The following is a 24,507-nucleotide window of genomic DNA, read 5'->3' on the forward strand; positions in this document are numbered from 1 at the left end:
CTTCTTGATTGCTGGCAAGCTTTCTCACTTACCGCCCAATCCGCTTCAAAAAGCAAGGATTCGTCCATGATCTGAGTGGGGGTAGTGGTGTGCCACCCGAAACGGAAGAGAGCCATTAAATACCCGTAGGTTTGCGCAGGGTGCTCATGCGGTCCACGGCTTTCAGTACGATGGTCTTGATGTCGGCACCTTGCAGCACGGTGAGCTGAATATCTACCTCGGCCTGGGTGTGGTCCCAGAGCTTTTTGTAAAAACCCTCCAGCGTGCTGACCTTGGCCCCGTCTACCGCCAGCACCACGTCACCGGACTCCAGGCCCGCCAATGCGGCCGGGCTTTCCTTGCTGACGCGCAGAATCTGCACCCGCCCGGCCTGCTCGCTGGAGGTCAGGCCTACCCAGGGGCGGCGGCTGGACTGGCTGCTGCCGGTTTTTTGCAGCTCGGCCAGGATAGGCTTGAGCAAATCCACCGGCACAAACATATTGCCAGCGATGCGCGGGCTGCGGCCCAGGGCATCGCCCACCAGCAGGCTGCCAATGCCCATCAGCTCGCCGCGCTGGTTGAACACCGCCGCGCCCGAATGGTTACCCACCGGCGGGCTGGTGAAGATGGCGCTGTCGATGTGGTACTCCCAATAGCCAGAAAACGCCCTTTGGCTGACCACCTGGACCATGTTCACATCCGCCTCTTCGCCGCTGGGTTGTGGACCGGTGGACACCATCAGAGGTTCGCCGGTGCGCAACTCCTTCAAGCGGCCCAGCGTGACCGGCTGGATACCGCGCAGCGGCAGAATCGGCCGGACCAGACCAAAGCCGGTGGCCTGGTCATAGGCCACGGCCTGGGCAGGCAGGGTTTTATGGTCGTGGGTGACGATTTCGATGCTCTGGGCCTCCAGCATCAAATAGCCAATCGTCAAAATCAGCCCGTCCGGGCCAATGACCACGCCCGAGCCACTGCGCCGCTGGCCCAGGGTTTCGGCCGATCGCGCAGTCTCTTCCACACTCACCCGCACGCCGACCACGGCGGCGTTGGCTTTGGCGAGGGCATCCATCGTGGTTTGGACAGCAGGCGTCGCCGTGGTGGCGGCCAGCGCTAGACAGGCAGCGCCCCAAAAAGCCCACAAAACCACGCCCAGAGAACGCAGGCGGCAACGAAATGAACGTGTGTGCATGGTGAACTCCTAACTTTCACGTTAAGGCGAAACGGATGCCCTCAGCCAAGAATGCGCCTATTTCAAACCGTACACAACAGCGGGGATATTGGCCTGTTCAGCCTGCCACTTTGCCCAAGGCTTCGGCCCAGCGCCAAGCCATCGCAGGCGAATTCATGCAGGTGGTGCGCTCGCTGGCGCTACACACGGCACGCTCCATCAGCTGGATATCGGCCTCGTGCTGGCGGGCCACGTGTGGGTCTTCAAAAAAGACCACCTTGTGGCAGCTGCCGTCCAGCACGCGCTCTGCTATTTGCGCATCGCCGCCCAGCGGGCCGCTGCGGTAAGGCGTAACCCAGGGCGTGGCTGCAGGCCAGCCCCGGCTCCAGGCCATGTCGTTGAGCAAACCGCCGGTGGTGCCGGTGGCCACCCGCTCGGCAAAGCGCGACAGCAGGTCGAAATGGGTGCCCGCAAATTCCACCATCTGGGTCTTCAAGGCATCGTGGGCAATCAGCGCCACCACCTGCGCGGGCATGGCCTGCAACAGCGCAGCACCGGGGGCCTGGGCGATGGCCAGCCCGGCTTGCAAGGCTTCGATCTGCAACCACTCCAACGCGGCGGCCTCGGTGGCTAAAAACGGCTTGCCGTGGATCACGCACTGGCGCTTCAGGGCCTGCGCCTCGGGGAACAGCGAGGACGGATCGACCGGGTCGATCAGAAAAATCACCCCGTCCAGCGCCTGCCCCGGCTGCACGCCGCCCACGATATGCGACACCAGCCGCGTGAGGCCGCCCGCATGCCCGTTCGGGTAGCGCACCAATCCCGGAAACTGCTCCAGCAAGCCGTAACGCGCTACCGCGTCATAGGTGCCGCCCACAGCGTGCAGGGCAAGGTTCAAATCGCGCACAGCGGGCTCGGCAGCCTGCAACCAGCGCATCAAGCTGCTGTCCGAGCCCTGGCGGTGCAGGCGGTGGGCAATGAGTCCAAAACGCATGGAGGGCATGCTTATTTCCTTTTTCTGGCTTATGCCAACAATCTGCCTTGCGCATCCAGCCGCTTGCGCGCAAACGGCGGCAAGCCTTGCAGCAGGCGCTGGCCGTAGCTGGTGTCGCTCAAACGGCGGTCGTAGCAATAAACGAAAGATTTGTCCGTCTCGGTGCGGATAGCGCGGCCCGCCCACTGGGCCAGCTTGATGGCGGTGGCGGGCACCACCAGCTCGCTGAACGGGTCGCGGCCCACGCCGCGCAGCCATTCGGCGCGAGATTCGCCCACCGGGTCGTCGGGCGAGGCAAACGGCAGCTTGGCAATGAACACGGTTTCGCACAGCTGGCCGGGCAAATCCAACCCCTCGCCAAAGCTTTGCATGCCAAAGATGATGGACACCTCGCCCGCACCCACCCGTTCGCGGTGCTGCTGCATCAGGCGGATGCGCGGCAGGTCACCCTGCACCAGCACCTTGGGGCGCAGCGCGTCGGGCAGGGCCAGCACGGCCTGGCGCATTTGGTCGCGCGAGGTGAACAGGCACAGTGCGCCGTGCTCTACCTGCGCCAAGTCGCGCACCAGGGCCAGCACCATCTCGGCCACAAAGGCGCTGGCGTTGCGCGGGTCGGCCAGGGTTTGCACAGTGACAAACTGGCCCTGGGTGGCGTAGTCGAACGGGCTGGCCACTTCCAGCGTGGTGGTGGCCTCGTCGTCTTTCAATCCGGTCTCGCGCAGGAAAAAATCAAACTCGCCGCAACTGGTGAGCGTGGCCGATGTGACCACGGCCGCCCGCACATTCGCCCACAGCTGGTGGCGCAAGGTGGCGCCCGGCAGGATGGGGCTGGCGCAGGCTTTGATCTGCACCCGGCCATCGGTATCGGCCAGGGTGAACCACTTGGCCACCGGGGCCCGGGGCGGCTCCGACTCTTGCAACAGGAGTTGCGCTGTGGCATGCACCGACTCCAGCCGGGGCGACAGCATGCCCAGTTGCGCATACAGCACCGACAGGCGGCGGGCCTCGTTGGGCGCGTCTTTCATCTCGGTGCGCAGGGCTTTGGCGATGTCGTTGAGCACACCCAAAAAGCTCTCGGCCATCACACTGACCATACCCAGCGGCTCCACCAGTTGGGGTGGCAGCTCGCCCTTGGGCAGGCGCACGCGGGCCGGGCCGAAGGCGCTGGGCGGCGCGCGCAGCACATCGGCGTACAGCGTGGCCACGGTTTTAGCGATGTCTTCCAGGGTTTGCTTGAGCTGCGAGGCGTAGCGGCCCACGTCGGCCACCTCGGACACGCCCATCAGGCTGCCGATGCGCTTGGCGCGGCTGGCCAGGGTGTCGATCCAGCCCAGGCGGCTCAGGTCCATCGCGGTAGAAAATTTGTCCAGCGCCACGGCGGGCAGGTGGTGGCCTTCGTCCAGGATCAGCAGGCAGTTGTCCAAATCGGGCAGGGTGCGCGTGCCCAGGGTGGACAGCAGCAGGTCGTGGTTGGCCACGATGACTTGCGCGCCGACCAGCTCTTTGCGCTTCTCAAAATAGGTGCAGCCGTTGAAGGCCGGGCAGTGCTTGCCGGTGCAGCTGCTGGCCTCGGCGGCGATGGGCTGCCAGAGGTCGGCATCGGGCTGCTGTGCCAGGTTGTCGCGGTCGCCGTCCCAGGCGGCGCTGGACAAATCCCGGGCCAGGCTGGCGTATTGCAGCATGCGGGCTTCTTCGTCGTGGCGCACAAAAGTGGCTGCGGCCAGCTCATCGGCAAACATGTCGTCATCGTCGGCCCCGCCCTCCCCGGCTAGGCGCGACAGCTTGAGCTTGCACACATAGCGCCCGCGCCCCTTGGCCAGACCGAAGCGAAACGGCTCATCCATCAGCGCAGCCAGCGCGGGCAAATCCTTGGTGACCAACTGCTCTTGCAGCGCCACGGTGGCGGTGGAGATCAGCACCCGGGTCTTGCGCGCCAGGGCCACGGCGATGGCCGGGGCGCAGTAGGCCAGCGATTTGCCCACGCCCGTGCCGGCCTGGATCACGGCAATCGAGCGCAGCGGGGTGTCGTCTTCGTTTTCCATCTTGCCCAGCGTGGCTTCGCTGAAGGTTTGCGCCACCCGCTGCGCCATCAGCCGCTGGCCAGGGCGGCTGCGGAAGTCGCCCGCCGCGCTAACGACCTGGTCGAATGCGGCAAGGGCGGATTGGGCGGTGTGTTCGGGAGACATGGGCTGCGGCAAAAATAAGAACTGTAGAACTGGCGCAGCGCCCCCCTGTGTCGCCCTCTGGGCGTACAGGAGGACTTGCGCAAGTCCTGAACTGGATAGGCTTACAGTTTAACGGAGCGCAGAAATTTATAAGAAATAGGGCTCTAGCGCATATTTAATATGCGCTAGTAGCTATTATTTACATAGCAAAAAAAGCATACGGCAGGACACTGATTCGCGCCGATGCAAAGGCAGCTGCTTACTCGCCGCCCACGGCGATGCTGCTGCCACCGTACACATTCACCTGGAAACATACGTAATTTCCTACCGATATCTACAGCAAAGGCCGCAGTTCCCGGGCAGCCTCCAGCAGCAGCGGCAGCAAATCCCGCCGCAACACGTCCGCCTCCAGCCGCTGCGGCGTGGTCACTACGTTCAGGGCGGCCACGGTTTTGCCTTGCAGGTTGCGCAAGGGAACCGCCAGCGCGTGCACGCCGAGTTCGTGCTCTTCGCTGGCCACGCAGAAGTCGTCGGTACGCACCTGGGCAATGGCGGCGCGGAAGGCTTTGGGGTCGGTGGTGGTGTGGGCAGTCAGGCGCGGCAGGCTGCGGTTTTTCATCCAGGCGTTGAAGGCCAGCTTGGGCGCATTCGCCAGCAGCACCCGGCCGGTGGAGGTGGCGTGGGCGGGCAGGCGCGCGCCCAGGTGCAGGCCGTACGCCAGCACACGCAGCGGGCCGCCGCTGCGGTCGTTGCCACTGCGGGCGACGATGACCACCTCGTCCCCGTCGCGCACCACGGCCGAAAATGATTCCAGCGTCTGCGCCGCCAGCCGGTTCAGCGTGGGTTGCAGCACGCGCGGCAACTGGGCCGATGCCAGGTAGCTGCCCGAAAACCGCAACACCTTGGCCGCCAGCCAGAAGTAGCTGCCGTCGGTGTCCAGGTAGCCCAGGTGCGCCAGCGTCAGCAGATGGCGGCGGGCCGCTGCCCGGGTCAGCCCGGCGCGCTGGGCGGCTAGGGTGGCGTTGAGCCGCTGGCGCTCGGTGTCAAAGCTTTCCAGCACCGCCATGCCCTTGGCCATGCCCTCAATCAGATCTGTTTTATTCATGGCTCACCCCCAGGCTCCAGCGCAAAGCGCTTTCCGCCCCCCCCTTGCAGGGGGCAACACCAGCAGCCTGGCAAAGCCAGTTCTGCGGTGTTTCTGGAAATCGTCCGTTGAGCATGGGTTGCACCTTTTGCGCGGTGATCGCACAAGTAAGCCGATCATCGCACACAGACGCGTTTGACGGCTATCAAACCAGAGGGCATAGAAATAAGCTAGGCACATCGTTTCAGGAGACTTTTTATGCGTACCCAGGTTGCCATCATCGGTGCAGGCCCGTCCGGCTTGCTTCTCGGCCAATTGCTGCACAAGGCCGGCATTGCCAACGTCATCATCGAGCGGCAAAGCCCCGACTACGTGCTAGGCCGCATACGCGCCGGCATTCTGGAGCAGACCACGGTGGACATGCTGCATGAAGCCGGTATGGGCGAGCGGGTGCAGGCGGAGGGGGTGGTGCACCACAGCATCGAGCTGGTGTTCGCGGGCGTGCGCCACGCCATCGACGTACACGGGCTGACGGGCGGCAAGGTGGTGACGGCCTACGGCCAGACCGAAGTTACCCGCGACTTGATGGATGCGCGCAGCGCCGCAGGCCTGACCACGGTGTACCAGGCCGCGCAGGTCAGCGTGCACGACTTCGACAGCAGCAGCCCCCGCGTGCGCTACCAAAAGGACGGGCAAAACTTCGAGCTGGAGTGCGATTTCATCGCCGGGTGCGACGGCTTTCACGGTGTGTGCCGCGCCAGCGTGCCCGAGGGCGCGGTCACCGAATACGAAAAGGTGTACCCGTTTGGCTGGCTGGGTGTGCTGGCCGATGTGCCACCAGTGTCGCCCCACTCCATCGTGTATGGCAACAGCGAACGCGGTTTTTCGCTGTGCTCGATGCGCAGCCTAACGCGCAGCCGTTACTACGTGCAGTGCCCGGTGGACGACAAGGTAAATGCCTGGAGCGACCAGCGTTTCTGGGACGAGCTGCGCCGTCGCCTCGACCCCGAACTGGCCGAGCGCATCGTCACCGGCCCCACGCTGGAAAAAAGCATTGCCCCGCTGCGCAGCTTTGTGGCCGAGCCGATGCGCTTTGGCCGCATGTTTCTGGCCGGGGATGCCGCCCACATCGTGCCGCCCACCGGGGCCAAAGGGCTGAACCTGGCGGCCAGCGATGTGAAGTATTTGTCGGGTGCGCTGATCGAGTTCTACGCCGAGAAAAGCGCCGCCGGGATCGACACCTACTCACAACGTGCCCTGGCCCGTATTTGGAAGGCCGAGCGTTTTTCGTGGTGGCTGACCTCGTTGATGCACAAGTTTCCCGACACCGGCGCATTCGGCCAGCGCATGCAGGAAGCCGAGCTGGACTATCTGGTGCATTCGAGCGCTGCATCGACGGTGCTGGCCGAGAACTACGTGGGGCTGCCGCTGGATCTGGGGCGCTAACCACAAGCAACTGCTTAAAAATCAGGCAGCGCAAGCTTTGTCTTTTAAAAACAAGGGCTTAGCTTGGTCATACAAAAAGCTTACAGAGTTACCCCCAAAGTTATCCAGTGCGGACGGGGAGAACTTCTGGTTCAAAAAAGCATGATTCAGCCGTTATTCAGCCGTTATTCAGCCGTTATTCAGACGTTACTCAACCATTACGCAACCATTACGCAGCCGCAGCCATTGCTCAAACTGGGCCGCAGGCATCGGCCGGGCAAACAAGTAGCCCTGCAACACCGGGCAGCCACGGGTGGTCAAAAAATCTGCTTGCGACGGGGTTTCCACCCCTTCGGCCACCACCACCAGGTGCAGGCCGTCACCAATCCGCAGCACGGTATTGGTCAGCGCCTGGGCGACGGCGTTGTCGGCCAGGTCTTGCACAAAGCTTTTGTCCAGCTTGAGCTCATGGATCGGCAGGCGGTGCAGGTAGCCCAGCGATGAATAGCCGGTGCCGAAGTCGTCTAGCGACAGGTTGACGCCCAGCGCATGCACGGCATCCATGGTGGCGACCACACCGGCGGTGCTGTCCATCGCCACGCTTTCGGTCATCTCCAGCGTCAGGTCACGGGGGTTTAGCTGGTACTGGCGCAACAAATCGGCCACCAACACGGGCAAGCCTGGGTTCTGGAAATTGCGGGCCGACACGTTGACCGCCACCCGGGGCACGGCCACACCCCGGGCGCGCCAGTCGGCCATCTGGCGGCAGGCCTCGGCCAGCGCCCAGTGGGTGAGTTCGTCGATCAGCCCGCATTCTTCCGCCAGCGGGATAAACCGGGCCGGCGACACCGCCCCCCATTGCGGGTGGTCCCAGCGGGCCAGGGCTTCCAGCCCATACAGTGCGTGGCCTGCCAGGCCGCTGACCTGCGGCTGGTAGTGCAGGTGCAGCTGGCCCGTGCGCAGGGCTTCGCGCAGGTCGGCTTCGAGCGACAGGCGCTCCAGCGTGCGGCGGTTCATGGCATCGTTAAAGAAACGCAGGCAACCACGCCCATCGTGCTTGGCTTGGTGCATGGCCAGATCAGCCTGGCGCAGCAAAGTGTCGAAGTCGCTTCCATCTTCGGGAAACATGGCAACCCCCACGCTGGCACTGGGGTGCACCGTGACCCCCGATGCCAACACCACCGGTGCGGCAATCTCCAGCAGCAAGCGCTCCACCGCAATGGCCGCCTGCTCGGTAGAGCACTCAGACAGCACAATCACAAACTCATCCCCCGCCTGGCGGCCCACCAGATCGCGCCCGCGCACCTCTTGGCTCAGCCGGTTGGCGATTGCGCCCAGCAAGGCATCGCCTGCGCTGTGGCCCTGGGCCTCGTTGATGTATTTAAAGCGGTCGATATTGAGAAACAGCAGGGCCAATGGCGCCTGGGTGCGCTGTGCCTCGGCGACCGCCCGATCGGCCTGGGTGCGCAACATTTTGCGGTTGGGCAGGCTGGTCAAGGTGTCGTAGAAAGCCAGATGGTGGATGTGTGCCCGCGACTCCTCCCGCTGCATGGCCAGCGCGCACAAATGCAGCGCCACTTCAACCAGCCGCTGGTGCAACGCATCCGGGCCGCGCTGGGTGCGGTAATAGAAAGCAAAGGTGCCGAGCACGCGGCCGTCATTGGCCAGGATGGGGCTGGACCAGCAAGCCACCAGCCCCTGCGGCAAGATCATCCCTTTGTAGGGAGCCCACAGCGGGTCACTCGCAATATCGGTCACCACCACCGGCGTGCCACGCCAGGCCGCCGTGCCGCACGAGCCTACATCGGGGCCAATCGCCAAGCCATCCAAGGCATTGGAATAATCTACCGACAAACTGGGAGCCGCCAGCGGGTGCAAGCGCCCGTGTGCATCCACCGACAGCACCGAAGCCACGACCTCAGGGGCGATGCGCTCCACTTCACGGCACACCAAAAGCATCAAGTCTGGCAGGGGCAGTTCTTGCACCATGCCATGCAGCATGGCGTGCTGTAGAACCTCGTGCATTTTGGTTTGGGTAATGTCGGTCAACACGCCGACCACGCCCGACAGTTGGCCGTCGGCATCAAACATCGGGTTGACCACCAACGATACCCAGAGCGGCCGACCCGCCTTGGTGTAGAGCAAGATATCGGCGCATCCACCACCTGGTAGCAGCAGCTGGCTACTGACGCGTTCCACCGCTTCGCGGTCAGTGTGCGGGCCGGGCAGAACAGAGCTGGCAGTCCGGCCACGCATCTCGGCAAGGGTGTAGCCAAACATCTTGGTAAAGCCGACATTGACATAGACGGTACGCGTGTCAGGCCCGCCGACGATGAACGCGTTATCACTCTGATTCACCACATGCAGCAGTGCCTGCAACGGGTCAGCCAGATCAGAATTCAAGGCCATTGTGCCAAGCGGACGAGAGCTTTTCATACGCCGATTGTGGAGGTATTCGGCCCAACTTACCAAGCCGCATGCATAGGCGCGAAAAACAAATATGCCGGCCTACGCGGTAGCACTTTCAGACACTCCCGCAGAGCCAAAACTGGCCATCTCCGCCAGCACCAGACAGGCCGATTGCAGCAACGGCCAGGCCAGCGCAGCACCCGACCCTTCGCCCAGGCGCAGGCCGATGTCCAGCAGCGGCTGCGCACCAAGGTGGTGCAGCATCCGGCTGTGGCCATGCTCGCCCGAGCGGTGGGCAAACACGCAGCGCTGCAACACCAGCGGCTGCAAGGCGTACGCCACCAGCACCACGGCGGTGGTGATAAAGCCATCCACCACCACCACCCGCCGCTCTTGGGCCGCCTGCAAGACCGCGCCCAGCATGGTGGCCATCTCGAACCCGCCAAACACCTCCATCGCGTGCAGAGGGTCTTTCACGGCGGCGTGCCGCTCCAGTACCTGCGCCAGCACGGCCACCTTGGCGCGCAGACCGGCAGCGTCCAGCCCGGTGCCCGCGCCGGTGCAGTCGGCAATCGGCAGACCCGTGAGGCGGGCCATTAGCAGCGACGCGGCCGAGGTATTGCCAATGCCCATTTCGCCCAGCAGCAGCGCATTGCCCGGCAGGCCTTTGACAATGGCGCGGCCCTGGGCGATGGCACGTTCGCAGTCCAGCGCATCCATCGCCGGGCCCTCCAGGGTATCGGCGGTGCCATAGGCAATTTTGTAGTCCAGCAGGCCGGGGCGGGGCGCAAAGTCGTGGCGCACGCCGCAGTCCACCACCGTCAGGGCAATGCCGTGCTGGCGCGCCAGCACGCTCACGCAGGCCCCGCCGGCCAAGAAGTTTTCCACCATCTGCCAGGTCACGTCACTGGGGTAGGCCGACACGCCGCGCGCCGCCAGCCCGTGGTCGCCCGCAAACACCACCAGCTGCGGCTGCTCCAGCTGGGGCGATGCCGTGCCCAAAATTTCACCCAATTGCAGGGCCAGCGCCTCCAGTGCGCCCAGCGAACCCAGGGGCTTGGTTTTTTGGTCCAGCTTGGTTTGCAGGGCTTGGCGCAGGGTGGAATCGGTCAGGTCAATCATGGACATAAACAGGTTGGAGGCTCAAAGTAAAAGTCACGCACATTACATGAAAAAACATCTTGGGCCTGTGCTGGTATGGGACTTGCGTTCGCCGCTGTGCAGCCGTTAAGGGCAAACACCAGCAGGAATGCACCATTTTGGAGCCTAAAATTTGTGGTTTATGGTGTGCATGCAACTCCATTTTTCGTAACTGAATTACCAGGAAAACTTGATGAAAAAAATCGTATTGACTTTCGCTTTGACCGCACTCGCTGCCGCCGCATTCGCCCAGGGCAAAGACCTCAAGGTCGCCATCGACCCCACCTATGAACCCTTCACCTTCAAAACCGCCGACGGCAAGCCCACCGGCTTTGACGTGGACATCGCCAGCGCCCTGTGCGAGCAAATCAAGCGCAAGTGCGTGTTTGTAGAGCAGGTGTGGGACAGCATGATCCCCGGCCTGCAAGCCAAAAAGTACGATGCCATCATCAGCTCGATGTCCATCACCGAAGACCGCCTCAAAGTGGTGGACTTCACCAATAAGTACTACAACACCCCCAGCAAGATCGTCATCAAAAACGATATCAAGTTCACCGACCTGGCTTCGCTCAAAGGCAAGAAAATCGGCGTACTCAAGGGCAGCACCCAAGAAAAATACGCCAACGGCGAGCTGAAAAAGGTGGGCGTCACTGTCACCCCTTACGAAGCCCAAGACCAGGTGTACCTGGACATCAAATCGGGCCGTCTGGACGGCACCGTGGCCGATATTGTGGAAGTCACCGGCGGCTTCCTGAGCAAACCCGAAGGCAAAGACTACAAGGCCGTTGGTGAAGAGCTGTATATCCCCAAATACTTTGGTGGCGGTGCAGGCGTGGCCATCCGCAAGGGCGACAAGGCGCTGAAGGACGAATTGAATACCGCGATTGCCGCTATCCGCGCCAACGGCTCCTACAAAACCATCAACGACAAATATTTCAAGATGGACGTATACGGCACGAAGTAAGCTACGCACCCGTTGCCGTGGCCAAGCTGTATTAACTACGTAGTAAATGCAGCCGCCACGGCTTGTTTTTTTCTTCCCGGGATGTCCTTTTTGAACGATTACTACTGGTCCATTCTGCACGGTTCATTGCTTACGGTTGGGGTGTCCCTGGGTGCCCTGGTGGTGTCGGTGCTGCTTGGCCTGCTGGGCGCAGCGGCCAAGCTGTCGGGTCGCCCATTGCTGGTGATTCCGGCCACGCTGTACACCACCGTCATCCGGGGCATTCCCGATCTGGTGCTGATGCTGCTGGTGTTCTACGGCGGCACGATCGGCGTAAACACGCTGCTGGAGATGGCGGGCAGCGAAGCCACCCTGGACCTGAACCCGTTTTTTGCCGGTGTGCTCACGCTGGGCTTCATTTACGGGGCCTACATGACCGAGACTTTTCGCGGTGCCATCATGGCCATTCCGCGCGGCCAGTTTGAAGCCGCCGCCGCTTTCGGCATGGCACCTGCGCAAACCTTTATGCGCATCACCGCACCGCAAATGGTGCGCTACGCCCTGCCCGGGTTCACCAACAACTGGCTGGTGCTGATCAAATCTACCGCCCTGGTCAGCCTGATCGGCCTGCAAGAAATGACCTATCTGGCCAAGCAGGCCAGCGCCGCCACCCGCTCACCCTTTGCCTACCTGCTGTTTGCGGGTGCGCTGTTTCTCATCTTCACCTGGGTCTCGCTGGCCGTGTTGCGCAAGCTCAACGCACGCTACAGCCTGGGTACCAAACGGATTGCGTTTTAAGCATGAACTGGGAAGTCATATTTAGTGCCGACAGTCTGGCCATGTTTGGCGAGGGCATCGTCACCACGCTGACCCTGCTGTTTGCGTCCGTCGCCATCGGGGCCGTGCTGGCCGTGGCGTTTGCCCTGGCACTTACCAGCAACAACAAGCTGCTGGCCGGTGTGGTGGGGGCCTACACCTTTGTGGTGCGCGGCACGCCGCTGCTGATCCAGGTCTACCTGATCTATTACGGTTTGGCCCAGCTCGAATGGATCCAGGCCCGCTGGGACACCGTGTGGCCGCTGGTGTACTTCAAAAACGCCTTCTTCTGCGCCCTGCTGGCGTTTGCGCTGAACACCGCAGGCTACACCGCCGAGATGCTGGCCGGGTCGATCCGCGAAACCAACGCGGGCGAGATCGAAGCCGCGCAGTCATTGGGCATGAGCCGCTTCAAGATTCTGCTGCGCATCGTGCTGCCCAGCGCCATGCGCCGCACCCTGCCTGCCTACAGCAACGAGGTGGTGATGATGCTGCAAAGCACCAGCTTGGCCAGCGCCGTGCCGGGCCTGCTGGACATCACCGCCGCCGCCAGCCGCATTTACTCCGACTTTTACCTGCCGTTTGAAGCTTATCTGTTTGCCGCCGCGCTGTACCTGGTGGGCACCTTTGCGCTGATTGCGCTGTTCCGGCTGGCCGAACGCCACTTTCTGGCCTACCTGGCTCCCCGCAAACACTGATTTTTATGCACCGTACCGACCATGTGCTGCGCAGCCAGAGCATTGGCAGCCAGAAAACCCTGAGCAGCTTCCACTTCGGCACCCCCGGTGCCCGGCCCAAGGTGTACATCCAGGCCAGCCTACATGCCGAAGAACTACCCGGCATGCTGGCCGCCCACCACCTGCGCCGCCTGTTGGAACAGGCCGAAGCGCAGGGCCAGATCCAGGGCGAAATCATCCTGGTGCCGCTGGCCAACCCTATCGGACTGGCCCAGCGGGTAGACCACAAACCGATGGGCCGGTTTGACCTGAACACATCCGAGAACTTCAACCGCCACTTCCCCGACCTGTGCGCCGCCGTGCTGCCCTTGGTCGATGGCCAACTGGGGTCGGATGCGGCCGCCAACGTAGCCGCCATCCGCAAGGCTATGGCCGCGCACCTGCATGCCTGGCAGCCCGCCACCGAACTCGCCAGCCAGCGCAAGCAGCTGGTTAGCCTGGCCTTCGATGCCGACGTGGTGCTAGACCTGCACTGCGACCTGGAAGCCGTCATGCACATGTACACCGAAACCCCCTGCTGGCCGGTGCTGGAACCCCTGGCCCGCCTGCTGGGCGCGCAGGCTGTGCTGCTGGCCAAAAACTCGGGGGGCCTGTCGTTCGACGAATGCCTGTCGGGTGCGTGGTGGCAACTGGCCGAGAAACTGCCCTTCCCGATTCCCCAGGCCTGCGCCAGCACCACGGTGGAGCTGCGCGGTGAGCGCGACATCAGCCACGCCCTCGGTCAGGCCGATGCCAGTGCGCTGTTCGGCTATTTGCAGCACCTGGGCGTGGTCGGTGGCGAGCCGCCGGCCCTACCCGCATTGGCCTGCGCCGCCACCCCACTGGCAGGCGCGCAGTATGTGAAATCGCCGGTGCCCGGCGTGCTGGTGTTTGCCGCCCAGCCGGGCGACCGCTTGGCGCTGGGCGACCTGGTGGCCGAAATCATCGACCCGGTCAGCGGCCATGTGCACGCCCTGCGCGCCGAAGTGCCCGGTGTGCTGTACGCCCGCACCACCGAGCGCTACGCCACCCCCGGCGACGACCTGGCCAACATCGCGGGCAGCGTGCCCTTTCGCACCGGCAATCTGCTGGGTGCTTGAAATTTTTGAATGCAGAACCTATGACCACCCAGCCCCTCAAACTCCAGGCCCTCGACATCCACAAAAAGTTTGGCTCCAACGAGGTGCTCAAAGGCGTGTCGCTAGAGGCCCGCGCAGGCGATGTGATCAGCATCATCGGCAGCTCCGGCTCCGGCAAGAGCACGTTTTTACGCTGCATGAACCTGCTGGAAAAGCCCAATGCCGGTCGCATTCTGGTCGCCGGTGAAGAGCTCAAGCTGGTAGCCGACAAAAACGGCGAACTGGTGGCCGCCGAGGCCAAGCAGCTCCAGCGCATGCGCACCAAACTGGCAATGGTGTTCCAGCACTTCAACCTGTGGGCCCACATGACGGTGCTGCAAAACATCATCGAAGCCCCCATCCACGTGCTGGGCGTGCCCAAGGACGAGGCCATTGCCCGCGCCCGCAAGTACCTCAAGCTGGTCGATCTGCAAGGCAAAGAAGATGCCTACCCCGCCCACATGAGCGGCGGCCAGCAGCAGCGGGTAGCCATCGCCCGCTCCCTGGCCATCGAACCCGAGGTGATGCTGTTCGACGAGCCCACCAGCGCCCTCGACCCCGAGCTGGTGTCCGAAGTGCTGCGCGTGATGCAAACCCTGGCGCAAGAGGGCCGCACGATGGTGGTGGTAACCCACGAAATGGGCTTTGCCCGCGAAGTCGCCAACCACCTGATCTTTTTGCACAAAGGCCTGATCGCCGAGCAAGGCGTGCCCCGCGAAGTGCTAACCCAGCCGAAAAGCGAGCGCTTGCAGCAGTTCCTCTCGGGTAGTTTGAAATAAATTCGTCACACGGTTGACATCGGGGTTGCCGATAATTTTAGGTTTGCCGCCAAGGAAACCACCGTGCAACTGACCTTCTCTGCCCTGGCCGCAGCGGCCTGCCTGCTTTGCGCCGCCGCTACCGCCCAACCCGTGTTTGTCAACGGCATCGCCATTCCCGGCCAGACGCTGGATGCCACCGGTGTGCCCGGCGCCAACCAGGGACGTGTGGGATTTTTCTCGGACATTTATTTTGATCCCCAGCGCAATGCCTGGTGGGGCCTGTCGGACCGGGGACCGGGCGGCGGCCTGATTGACTACGCCACCCGTGTGCAACGCTTCACGCTGGACATCAACCCCGCCAGCGGCGCCATTGCCCGCTTCCAGGTGGCGCAGACCGTGCTGTTCACCGATGCGCAGGGCAAGGCTTTCAATGGCCTGGCCCCGCAGCCCGCCAACACCCCTGGCCGGGCACTGGACCCCGAGGGCCTGGTGGTACACCCGCGCACCGGGCACTTTTTGGTATCGGACGAATACGGCCCCTCGGTCTATGAATTTACCGCCACGGGCCAGTTTGTGCGGGCCTTCACCATTCCCGCCAACCTGCTGCCCCGCAATGCCGCCACCGGCGTGGCCAACCACGATGGCGACACCGGCAACACGGCGGGCAAGCGGCACAACCGGGGTTTTGAAGGTCTGGCCATCAGCCCCGATGGAGCGTTTGCCTATGCCATGCTGCAAAGCCCCATGCTGGACGAAGGCGGTGCCAAAGACGGCCGCTTTGCCCGCATCGTGAAGTTCGACACCACCACCGGCCAGGCCGTGGCGCAATACGCCTACCTGCTAGACCGCGCGGGCCAGGGCCAAGGCATCTCAGCGCTGGTGGCACTCAATAACGACAGCTTCTGGGTGCTGGAGCGCAACAACCGGGGCGTGGGTGCCGGTGCGGCGCTGGCCACGCCCGATAAACGCGTCTACCGCATCAGCTTGGCCGGGGCCAGCGATGTATCCAACACCGCCCTGCCCGCCAGCGGGGCCACGCTGCCCACCGGCGTGGTGGCGGTCAGTAAGAGCGCCACCGTCATTGACTTGGCCGCCAACACCCTGCCCGCGCTGGGCAACTTGTCGCCCGAAAAGTGGGAAGGCCTGGCGATTGGCCCGCAGCTGCCCGATGGCCGCTTTGTGCTGCTGGCAGGCACCGACAACGACTACAGCGTGACCCAAACCGGCAGCGGCGCGCAGTTTGACGTGTACTTCAAGATGGATGCGCCCGACCCGCTGGCCGCCTCCATCCAGTGCCCGCTGGACCAAACCACCGGCTGCACCTACACCACCGGCGGCGCGGCGGCCACGCTCACCCCTGCCTACACCCTGCTGCCCGGCGTGCTGCACGCCTACACCGCCACGTCCGCCGACTTGGCCGGGTACCTGCGGCCCGGACGTTGATGCAGCAGGCTTGCATCCAGTCCAGACCACTACGGGCAAATCAAGCCGTCTAAGAACCCGGGTTGAAAATGTCGGCCCACGTAGTCGGCCAGCCCGTCAAACACCGCATCCAGCGTGGGCACGGTGGCTCCGAACAGGGCTTGCAGCGCGGCCGGATCTTCCAGCAGGCCGTGCAGGTACAGGCCCAGCACATTGCCCGCCGCGTTTTGCCAGGCCAGGCCGTCGGGCATCACGGCCTGGGCCACATCGCCAGCTTTCGCCATCGCCACGTGCTGCTGGGTCTGGCCGTGGTGGATTTCATAGCCCGCCACCGCCACCCCGGCCAGCGCAGCCCACGAACCGGTCATGCCGGGCGCAAAAATAGCTTGGCGGTGCTGCACGGTTTTTTGTATTTCAAACTGGGTGACCACCGGCAGCAGGCCCAGGCCCGGCGCATTGCCGTCGATGCCGTGCAGATCGATCAATGCCTCGCCCAGCATCTGCAGGCCGCCGCAAATACCTAACACCGCGCCACCGCGCGCCGCATGCGCGGTAATGGCCGCATCCAGCCCCTGCTGGCGCAGCCAGGCCAGGTCGCCACTGGTGTGCTTGGAGCCGGGTAGGATGACCCAATCGGCCCCGACCAAGTCAGCCGGGCTGCGCGCCCAGACCAGGCGCACGCCGGGCACGTTCTTGAGTGGCTGAAATTCATCCAGGTTGCTGATGCGCGGGTAGGTAATGACGGCGATGGTGCGGGTCACCGTGCCGCTGGAGCGGGTCTGATCATCAAAAACACCGTCTTCTTCGGGCAGGCCGTGCTGCCACCACATCGGCAGCGTGGCCACAGTGGGCACGCCGGTCAGGTCTTGCAGCATCTGCGGAGCCGGGGCCAGCAACTTGGCATCGCCGCGAAACTTGTTCAGCACAAACCCGTGCAGCAGCGCCCGGTCTTCGGGCGGCAGCAGCGCCCAGGTGCCATACAGGTGGGCAAACGCGCCGCCCCGGTCGATGTCGGTGACCAGCAGGCAACGGGCATCGGCATGCCGGGCCACGCGCATGTTGACGATGTCGCTGCTGCTGAGGTTGATCTCGGCAGGGGACCCCGCGCCTTCGATCACCACCACGTCGTTCTCGGCCCGTAATTCGTCTAGCGCCTGGGCCACCACCGGCCAGACCCGGGCGCTGCGGCTGCGCCAGTCCAGGCCGGTCAGCTCGGCGCTGACCTGGCCTAGCAGCACTACCTGGCTGTGCGTGTCGCGCTCGGGTTTGAGCAGCAGCGGGTTCATGCGCACCTCGGGTTTAGTGCGGGCGGCCAGCGCCTGGAAGTACTGGGCGCTGCCGATTTCACCGCCGTCCACCACGCGCGCGTTGTTGCTCATGTTTTGCGCCTTGAACGGCGCAACCCGCAACCCCTGGCGGGCGTAGTAGCGGCACAGAGCGGTGGTCAACCAGCTTTTGCCCGCCCCGCTGGTGGTGCCCAGCACCATAGTACAAACTGCAAGAGTCATATCAAAAATAGTAATGAAATTGGCCTTTAGCGCATATTTAATATGCACCATTAGCTACAAATAACATAGCAGTTATTCGGCCCAAATGCAACGGTCTCGCCCCGCACCCTTGGCCGCATACAGGGCCACGTCCAGGCGGTTGTACAGGCTGCGCAGTTTTTCAGCGGGCCGCAGCGCCGCGATACCGGCCGAGCAGGTGTAGCCAAACTGGGGATGCTCGGGCAGCGGATGCGACTGGCGCACGATGTCCAGAATGCGCGACACGATGCCCTCTAGCCCGGTCGGGTAGATGCCGGGGAACAAAATCACAAACTCCTCCCCGCCCACCCGGCCCAGACCGTCGTCACGGCGCAAGATGCCGTGCACCGCGTGCGCAAAATGCTTCAGCACGGCATCGCCCGCCGGGTGGCCATAGGTGTCGTTGACGCGTTTGAAGTTGTCCAGGTCCACCAAGGCCACGCCGCAGGGGGTGTCGTACAGATTCAGCTGCTCGATGCTGTGCTCCACCTGTTGCAGGATGTGCGCCCGGTTGCTGATGCCGGTGAGCACATCGGTCTGCGCTGCCCGCACCGCCACGTCGCGGGCCTGGCGCAGGGCGCGTTCGTTGGAGCGCAGTTCGGTGATGTCGCTGGCCACACACAGCATCCAGCCGTCGGAGCGCAGGGTTTCGGTCATCCACACCCAGCGACCATCGCACAGGTCGGCCTCGAAGGCGCGAAAAGGGAGCTTGCCGCGCCGCGACCGGGCCGACACCAGCCAACTGGCGATGTCGGTGGTTTCAATCAGCGCCCCCACGCCCTCGGCATGGTTGCGCAGCAGCATCTCGGCCCAGGTGGGCTCCTCGTCGGGGCCTAAACCGTAACTTTGCCGAAATGCCGCATTGGCAAACCGCAGTTGGTCACCGTCATCAAACAGCGCCACCAGCAGCGGCGTGTCCTGCTGGGAGGCCAGCAGTTGCAACGCAATCGGGTCGGTGGTGATGGGCATGCCAAAGATCATACATTCGGTAACAAGCCGTCGGCACGGTCGCGGGTCAGCGCCACGGTGTCGGCATTGAGCCTATCGTTCAAAGCCAGTCGGGCTTCGGCCTGCGCCACGCTCAGGCCCCAGGCGGCTTGGTGGCGAGCCACCAGGCGCTGCATCGCCACCGCCATCGGCACATCCAAATACCAGCAGGCATCCAGCAGGCCGTGCAGGTTCCAGCCGTGCTCCCGGTGCAGCAGGTACAGGCCCTCCACCAGCACCAGCCGGGTGGCCGGGCCGATGGCGACGGCATCTTCCTGCGGGTCGCCCACGCCGTGGTCGAACGCGGGCCACAGCACCGGCGTAGCAGCGGGTTCTAGCGGTGCATTGCGCAGCGCGGCTATGCGCTGGGCCAGTCCGGCGGGGTCAAAGGTCCAGGGCGCGCCGCGCCGCGCCAGGGCGGCGGCCGGGTCGGGCATCTGCGCCAGGGCCGCGCGGCTCAGGTGGAAGCCGTCCATGCCCAGCGCCAGCACCGTGCCGGGCCCGGCCTGCGCGTTGACCTCGGCGGCCAGTTGGGCGGCGATGGTGCTTTTACCGGAACCCGGCAGGCCCACTATGCCCACCACGGTGCGACGGGTGTGGTGGGCCTCTAGCAGGGCGAGGAGTTGGGCGGCGGGTTGGGTAATGGTGGGAACAGTCATGCGGCTGATTTTCGCTGCTGTTCCAGGTCGCGTAGCGCTGCCTCAAAGCTGTCGAAACGGAAGCGATAGCCCTCGGCCAGCAGGCGCTGGGGCAGCACGCGCTGGCCGTCGGTCAGCAGCGTGGCCTGTTCGCCCAGCAGCAGCTTGAGCAGCGCCGCAGGCACCGGCACGGCCAGCGGGCGCTGCAATACGGTGCAAGCGGTGCGGGTGAATTCCCGCTGGGTCACGGGCTGCGACGCGGTGAGGTTATAGGCCCCGGTGGCAGGCGCGCTATCCAGCTGGGCCAGCAAAAAGGCCACGGCTCCCAGCACGTCGTCCAGATGCACCCAGCTCAGTACCTGGTTACCCGCGCCCATCTGCGTGCCCAGCCCAAAGCGAAACGGCCGCAGCATCTGCGGCAGCGCGCCCTGCTGGCCCAGCACCACACCCAGCCGCACCGTCGCCACCGCCACGCCGTGGGCCGCCATACCCTGCGCGGTGTGCTCCCAGCGCTGGCACAGTTCAGACATAAAAATCGGCTGCGGCGGCGCACCCTCCCCCAGCGCCGCCGGGTCGCCCGGTGGCTGCACGCCGTAGAAACCAATCGCCGAGGCCGACAACAGCCAGCGCGGCTTGCTGGCCGTGTGGGGCAGCTGCGCCACCCAGTCCACCAGCGCCTGCGTGACCCCGCTGCGGCTGGCGTGCAGCACCTGCTGGCGCGCGGGCGACCAGCGCGGACCCAGCACCGGCTCGCCCGAGAAATTCAAAATCGCATCCACCGGGGTGTCTTGCAGCTCGGCCAGCTGGGTGATGCACTGCACCGCCTGGCCGTACATCCGGCGGGCCTTGTCCGGGTTGCGTACCCACAGCGTGAGGCGGTGGCCTTGGGCCAACAGCATGCGGCTCAGTGCCTGGCCGATAAAACCGGTGCCGCCGGTGAGGAGGATGTGGTGGGAAGACATGGGAGGCTGCTCAGTGTGAAGAATCCATGGCACGATAGCCGATATGGAATCTGCATTCTCTGCCAACTACCGCTTCCTGGCCCGCTACAACCACTGGTTCAACCAGCGCCTCTATGCCGCCTGCGACGGGCTTAACGACGCGGCCCGCCAGCAAGACAGCGGCGCGTTTTTCGGCTCCATCCACCGCACGCTGAACCACCTGCTGGTGGCCGACCAGATTTGGCTGCGGCGCTTTGTGGACTGCGGCACAGCCCACGGCGTAGCCTGGCCGGTGCTCACCGATGCCATCCGCATGCCCGCCCAACACCCGCTGAACCAAGCCCTGCACGCCGACTGGGCCGCCCTGTGTGCCCACCGCGAGGCGCTGGACACCGCCATCGAAACCTGGCTAGCCGACGCACCAGCCGACATGGCGGGCTGGAGCATGGCCTACGCCAACTCCCAAGGCACGCCGCGCCAGCACCCGTTGTGGCAGGCACTCACCCACTTCTTCAACCACCAGACCCACCACCGGGGCCAGGTGAGCACGCTGCTGTCGCAGCAAGGCGTGGACGTGGGTGTGACGGATTTAATCGCGCTGGCCTAGTATGCGCACCCCAAAAAAATAGAGCCATAAAAATGGCTCTAGCGCATATATAACCTGCACAAAAAGCTACATAAACTGTAGCAACTTGTTTTTCCACTTAAATCAATAACCGGCGGCCAAGCCGGTATTGCGGCGCGGGTCATTCGCGCCATAAAAACGAAAGTTGCCCCGGGGCTTGCCTTCCAGCGACGGGGCACCCACCAAAATCGCGGCCAAGTGGTTCGCGGGCTGGGGCACACCCAGGATGTGGCCCATGCCTTCGAGGATTTTGCGGGTGTCGGGGCTGATGCCAAAGGTGTCCACATTGGTCACATCCGGCAGCCACTGCTGGTGAAAGCGCGGCGCGTCCACGGCCTCTTGCACATTCATGCCGTAGTCGATCACGTTGAGGATGGTGTGCGTCACCGCTGTGATGATGCGGCTGCCGCCGGGGGTGCCGACCACCATCACGGGCTTGCCGTCTTTGCTGACGATGGTGGGGCTCATGGAGCTTAAGGGCCGTTTGCCAGGCTCGATCTTGTTGGCCTCGCCCTGCACCAGACCGTACATATTCGGCACGCCGATTTTGGCGGTGAAGTCGTCCATCTCGTTGTTCAGCAGCACACCGGTTTTGGCGGCGGTGACCTTGGCGCCAAACCAATCATTCAGCGTGTAGGTCACCGACACGGCGTTGCCCATGCTGTCCACGATGGAGTAGTGGGTGGTGTTACTGCCCTCGTGCGGGACCACGCCGGGTTTCAGGTCTTTGGAGACACCGGCCTTGGCGGGGTCGATGGCGGCGCGGATCTTGGCAGCGTAGGCTTTGTCGAGCAGGCGGTCCAGTGGGTTCTTCACAAAGTCGGGGTCGCCCAGGTAGCTGTTGCGGTCCAGGTAGGCATGGCGCATGGCCTCGATCTGGTAGTGCACCGCCTGGGCGGAGCGAAAGCCCAGCTCTTTCAGCGGATAGCCTTCCACGATGTTCAATATCTCGCAGATCACCACACCACCCGAGCTGGGAGGCGGGGCAGACACGATGTGGTAGCCCCGGTAATCGCACTCCACCGGGGCCAGCTCGCGCACCTTGTACTGGTTCAAATCTTCTTGGGTGATGATGCCCTTGCCGGCTGTGCTGGCGGCCACGATGTTGGAGCCCACCGTGCCTTTGTAGAAGCCATCTGGCCCCTTCTGGCTCACCAGCTTCAGGGTTTTGGCCAGGTCTTTTTGCACCAGCTTCTGGCCGACCTGGAAAGGCTCGCCCTTGTTGAGGAAGATGGCTGCCGAAGGCGCGTCTTTCTGGAAATCGGCGGTGGCGGTTTTCAGCATGTCCACATCACCCTCGCGCAGCACAAAGCCGCGTTCAGCCAACTCGATGGCCGGGGCCAACAGCTTGGCGCGGCCCATCGTGCCGTATTGGGTGCGGGCCGCTTCAAAACCGGCCACCGAGCCGGGAATGCCCACGGCCAGATAGCCGTTGGTGCTGGCCCCTTTGACCACGTTGCCGTCGGCATCCAGATACATGTTGGCGGTGGCGGCCAGCGGGGCTTTTTCGCGGAAATCAAAAAAGGTCTTGCGGCCGTCGGCGAGTTGCAGCGTCATGAAGCCACCACCGCCCAGGTTGCCCGCTGCCGGGTACACCACCGCCAACGCGTAGCCCACAGCAACGGCCGCGTCGATAGCGTTGCCACCGCGTTTCAGCACATCTACCCCCACCTGCGTGGCCAGATGCTGGGCGGTGACCACCATGCCGTGTTCGGCGGCTACCGGGGCGACAGATGCGGCCTGGGCGGCACAGCACAGGGCGGCGGTGGCGATCAGCGCGGGGCGAAAGTAAGGAATAGGCATACGGAAATGTCTCCAAAGTGAATCATCGGTGGTGTCAGCGGGGGAAACCCCAAATTACTGTAGCAAAGCATTCCGCTAGTTTTGTAAGCAAAAGCGCCAAAAATCGCCCTAAAACCGACACGGTTGGCGTAAATTGCCAGCATGCACACCACCCCACTCCAGCGGCGCACGGCGCTGCAACGCTTGTTACTTATCGTTGCATTGGGCGCTCCCACCCCGGGCCGCGCCAGCCCGCCGGTACTGGCGCGGCCCACGGCCTACCAGCGCGGCATGGCGCTGGCGGGCTACTGGGTCAGCGAAAAATACGACGGCGTGCGCGGCTACTGGGACGGCACTCAGCTCTGGACCCGGGGCGGGCAGCGGGTTTTTGCCCCGGCCTGGTTCACTGCCGGGTGGCCCGCGCACGCGCTGGACGGCGAACTATGGGCCGGGCGCAGCAGGTTTGCCACCGCCGTATCCACGGTGCGCCAGCGGGATGCTGGCGACACGGCCTGGCAGCACATGCGCTACCAGCTGTTCGACCTGCCCGCCCACGGCGGAAATTTTGATACCCGCTTGGCCGCATTGCAGCAACTGGCGCTGCCCGCGTGGGTGCAGCCCGTAGCCCAAGCCCGCGTGGCCAGCCACCCTGCCCTGCAAGCCCTGCTGCGCCAGACGGTGCACAACGGCGGCGAAGGCCTGGTGCTGCACCGGGGCGATGCCGTGCTGGACCACCCTGGCAAAGACGACTGGCTGAAATTCAAACCGTTTGACGATGCCGAAGCCCGCGTGGTGGGCCATATCGCAGGCCGGGGCAAATATGCGGGCATGTTGGGCGCGCTAGCGGTAGAAACCGCCGATGGCCGCCAGTTCAAGCTGGGCACCGGTTTCAGCGATGCCCAGCGGCGCAATCCGCCTGCGCTGGGGGCCTGGGTGACATACCGCTTCCGGGATCTCAACCCCAGCGGAATTCCGCGCTTTGCCAGCTTCTTGCGGCTGCGCGCGGATGTGGATCTGTAGCGGATGTGATTACTTAGGCAGCAGAACCTTGTCCACCACGTGGATCACGCCGTTCGACTGGTACACGTCGGCAATCGTCACGTTGGCAGTGCCGCCTTTTTCATCGGTCAGCATGACGGTAGAGCCGCTGGCCTTGGCCGTCAAAGTACCGCCGCTGACGGTCTTGAAGGTGGTCATGCCCTTGCCGTCCATCAGCATCTTGCCGATCGCTGCCGCGTCGTATTTACCGGCCACCACGTGGTAGGTCAGGATGGTGGTCAGCGTGCTCTTGTTTTCTGGCTTGAGCAAGCTGTCTACCGTGCCCGCAGGCAGTGCGGCAAAGGCGGCATTGGTGGGTGCAAACACGGTGAACGGGCCGGGGCTCTTCAGCGTATCCACCAGGCCTGCGGCCTTGACGGCAGCCACCAGGGTGGTGTGGTCCTTGGAGTTGACGGCGTTGTCGATGATGTCCTTGGAGGCCATCATTGGCGCGCCACCAACCATCACATCGGCGGCCATGGAAGCACAAGACACAGCGGCCATCACGGCGGCCAGGCTGAAAGAAGCAATTTTGCGGGTGGTTTGGATCGAGGCCATGGAAAGCTCCTGGTAGGTGGATAACAAGCCGAAATGTTGCGGCTGAGACCAATACGGAGCAGTGCGGTGCTTTGGATTCAAAAGTTGGTTAAATCTTCTGAAAATTTATAAAAAAGAGCTGCCAGCGCAAATGACACCTGCGCTGGCAGCTCTTAATTTGAGCCACTTGCACAATTCTGCGGATGACCAAGCGGCCAATGTGCCAGCGACAAAAATCAAGACGAAGCGAAGGGATTTAGCGGGTTGCGTGGTTGAGGTGCATCGAAAGCCAT

The 24,507-nt window shown here is 63.7% G+C and carries 21 protein-coding genes; 9 read left to right on the forward strand and 12 right to left on the reverse strand.

Annotated elements, in window-relative coordinates:
• Nucleotides 1-115: 115 nt before the first annotated feature.
• The 4 genes from AC0969_RS19240 to AC0969_RS19255 all read right to left on the reverse strand — a co-directional run bounded on the left by AC0969_RS19240 (nt 116) and on the right by AC0969_RS19255 (nt 5,411).
• Complete coding sequence (locus AC0969_RS19240) at nt 116-1,168, reverse strand: S1C family serine protease (RefSeq protein WP_479625763.1); 1,053 nt, start codon at nt 1,166-1,168, stop codon at nt 116-118.
• A 97-nt stretch (nt 1,169-1,265) separates the two neighbouring features.
• The gene (locus AC0969_RS19245; protein ID WP_479625764.1) at nt 1,266-2,150 is read right to left on the reverse strand and encodes a methylglyoxal synthase; all 885 of its coding nucleotides are present in this window, start codon (nt 2,148-2,150) and stop codon (nt 1,266-1,268) included.
• A gap of 20 nt (nt 2,151-2,170) precedes the next feature.
• On the reverse strand, nt 2,171-4,327 hold the full coding sequence (gene dinG, locus AC0969_RS19250) for an ATP-dependent DNA helicase DinG (RefSeq protein WP_479625765.1): 2,157 nt from the start codon (nt 4,325-4,327) through the stop codon (nt 2,171-2,173).
• Nucleotides 4,328-4,640: 313 nt separating this feature from the next.
• Entirely contained in the window at nt 4,641-5,411 is a 771-nt protein-coding gene (locus tag AC0969_RS19255; protein ID WP_479625766.1) for an IclR family transcriptional regulator domain-containing protein, read from the reverse strand.
• Nucleotides 5,412-5,648: 237 nt separating this feature from the next.
• Here AC0969_RS19255 and pobA point away from each other — a divergent pair, with 237 nt between their 5' ends.
• A complete protein-coding gene (gene pobA / locus AC0969_RS19260) occupies nt 5,649-6,836 on the forward strand; it encodes a 4-hydroxybenzoate 3-monooxygenase (RefSeq protein WP_479625767.1) in 1,188 nt (395 codons plus the stop codon).
• 186 nt (nt 6,837-7,022) lie between these two features.
• Here pobA and AC0969_RS19265 read toward each other — a convergent pair whose 3' ends face one another.
• Nucleotides 7,023-9,251: a sensor domain-containing protein gene (locus AC0969_RS19265; protein WP_479625768.1), complete on the reverse strand. Its 2,229-nt coding sequence runs from the start codon at nt 9,249-9,251 to the stop codon at nt 7,023-7,025.
• Between the two features lie 72 nt (nt 9,252-9,323).
• Nucleotides 9,324-10,352, reverse strand: coding sequence for a nicotinate-nucleotide--dimethylbenzimidazole phosphoribosyltransferase (gene cobT, locus AC0969_RS19270; RefSeq protein ID WP_479625769.1), 1,029 nt, complete (start codon nt 10,350-10,352; stop codon nt 9,324-9,326).
• 205 nt (nt 10,353-10,557) lie between these two features.
• Between cobT and AC0969_RS19275 the strand changes: the two genes are divergently transcribed.
• The 6 genes from AC0969_RS19275 (at nt 10,558) to AC0969_RS19300 (ending at nt 16,161) form a co-directional block, all read left to right on the forward strand.
• The gene (locus tag AC0969_RS19275; RefSeq protein WP_479625770.1) at nt 10,558-11,328 is read left to right on the forward strand and encodes a lysine/arginine/ornithine ABC transporter substrate-binding protein; all 771 of its coding nucleotides are present in this window, start codon (nt 10,558-10,560) and stop codon (nt 11,326-11,328) included.
• Nucleotides 11,329-11,409: 81 nt separating this feature from the next.
• On the forward strand, nt 11,410-12,105 hold the full coding sequence (locus tag AC0969_RS19280) for an ABC transporter permease (protein ID WP_479625771.1): 696 nt from the start codon (nt 11,410-11,412) through the stop codon (nt 12,103-12,105).
• A 2-nt stretch (nt 12,106-12,107) separates the two neighbouring features.
• Complete coding sequence (locus AC0969_RS19285) at nt 12,108-12,821, forward strand: ABC transporter permease (RefSeq protein WP_479625772.1); 714 nt, start codon at nt 12,108-12,110, stop codon at nt 12,819-12,821.
• 5 nt (nt 12,822-12,826) lie between these two features.
• Nucleotides 12,827-13,939, forward strand: coding sequence for a succinylglutamate desuccinylase/aspartoacylase family protein (locus AC0969_RS19290; protein WP_479625773.1), 1,113 nt, complete (start codon nt 12,827-12,829; stop codon nt 13,937-13,939).
• Between the two features lie 20 nt (nt 13,940-13,959).
• Complete coding sequence (locus tag AC0969_RS19295) at nt 13,960-14,736, forward strand: ABC transporter ATP-binding protein (protein WP_479625774.1); 777 nt, start codon at nt 13,960-13,962, stop codon at nt 14,734-14,736.
• A 63-nt stretch (nt 14,737-14,799) separates the two neighbouring features.
• Nucleotides 14,800-16,161 carry an esterase-like activity of phytase family protein gene (locus AC0969_RS19300; RefSeq protein WP_479625775.1) on the forward strand — a complete coding sequence of 454 codons (1,362 nt, stop codon included), beginning with the start codon at nt 14,800-14,802 and terminating at the stop codon, nt 16,159-16,161.
• Between the two features lie 29 nt (nt 16,162-16,190).
• On the opposite strand, the gene AC0969_RS19305 is transcribed toward AC0969_RS19300, so the two are convergent.
• The 4 genes from AC0969_RS19305 to AC0969_RS19320 form a co-directional block, all read right to left on the reverse strand.
• Nucleotides 16,191-17,648 carry a cobyric acid synthase gene (locus tag AC0969_RS19305; protein ID WP_479625776.1) on the reverse strand — a complete coding sequence of 486 codons (1,458 nt, stop codon included), beginning with the start codon at nt 17,646-17,648 and terminating at the stop codon, nt 16,191-16,193.
• A 72-nt stretch (nt 17,649-17,720) separates the two neighbouring features.
• Complete coding sequence (locus tag AC0969_RS19310) at nt 17,721-18,635, reverse strand: GGDEF domain-containing protein (RefSeq protein WP_479625777.1); 915 nt, start codon at nt 18,633-18,635, stop codon at nt 17,721-17,723.
• An 8-nt stretch (nt 18,636-18,643) separates the two neighbouring features.
• Nucleotides 18,644-19,312: a nucleoside/nucleotide kinase family protein gene (locus AC0969_RS19315; RefSeq protein ID WP_479625778.1), complete on the reverse strand. Its 669-nt coding sequence runs from the start codon at nt 19,310-19,312 to the stop codon at nt 18,644-18,646.
• The gene (locus tag AC0969_RS19320) at nt 19,309-20,253 is read right to left on the reverse strand and encodes a TIGR01777 family oxidoreductase (RefSeq protein WP_479625779.1); all 945 of its coding nucleotides are present in this window, start codon (nt 20,251-20,253) and stop codon (nt 19,309-19,311) included. The genes AC0969_RS19315 and AC0969_RS19320 overlap by 4 nt, the downstream gene beginning before the upstream one ends.
• Nucleotides 20,254-20,296: 43 nt before the next feature.
• On the opposite strand from AC0969_RS19320, the gene AC0969_RS19325 reads away from it, so the two are divergent.
• Nucleotides 20,297-20,839 carry a DinB family protein gene (locus tag AC0969_RS19325; protein ID WP_479625780.1) on the forward strand — a complete coding sequence of 181 codons (543 nt, stop codon included), beginning with the start codon at nt 20,297-20,299 and terminating at the stop codon, nt 20,837-20,839.
• A 102-nt stretch (nt 20,840-20,941) separates the two neighbouring features.
• On the opposite strand, the gene ggt is transcribed toward AC0969_RS19325, so the two are convergent.
• Nucleotides 20,942-22,660, reverse strand: coding sequence for a gamma-glutamyltransferase (ggt, locus tag AC0969_RS19330; RefSeq protein WP_479625781.1), 1,719 nt, complete (start codon nt 22,658-22,660; stop codon nt 20,942-20,944).
• A 141-nt stretch (nt 22,661-22,801) separates the two neighbouring features.
• Between ggt and AC0969_RS19335 the strand changes: the two genes are divergently transcribed.
• Nucleotides 22,802-23,659, forward strand: coding sequence for a DNA ligase (locus tag AC0969_RS19335; RefSeq protein WP_479625782.1), 858 nt, complete (start codon nt 22,802-22,804; stop codon nt 23,657-23,659).
• 9 nt (nt 23,660-23,668) lie between these two features.
• On the opposite strand, the gene AC0969_RS19340 is transcribed toward AC0969_RS19335, so the two are convergent.
• The gene (locus AC0969_RS19340) at nt 23,669-24,235 is read right to left on the reverse strand and encodes a fasciclin domain-containing protein (protein ID WP_479625783.1); all 567 of its coding nucleotides are present in this window, start codon (nt 24,233-24,235) and stop codon (nt 23,669-23,671) included.
• Nucleotides 24,236-24,507: the final 272 nt, after the last annotated feature.

This window comes from Rhodoferax sp. LB1P47 (genome assembly GCF_056521445.1).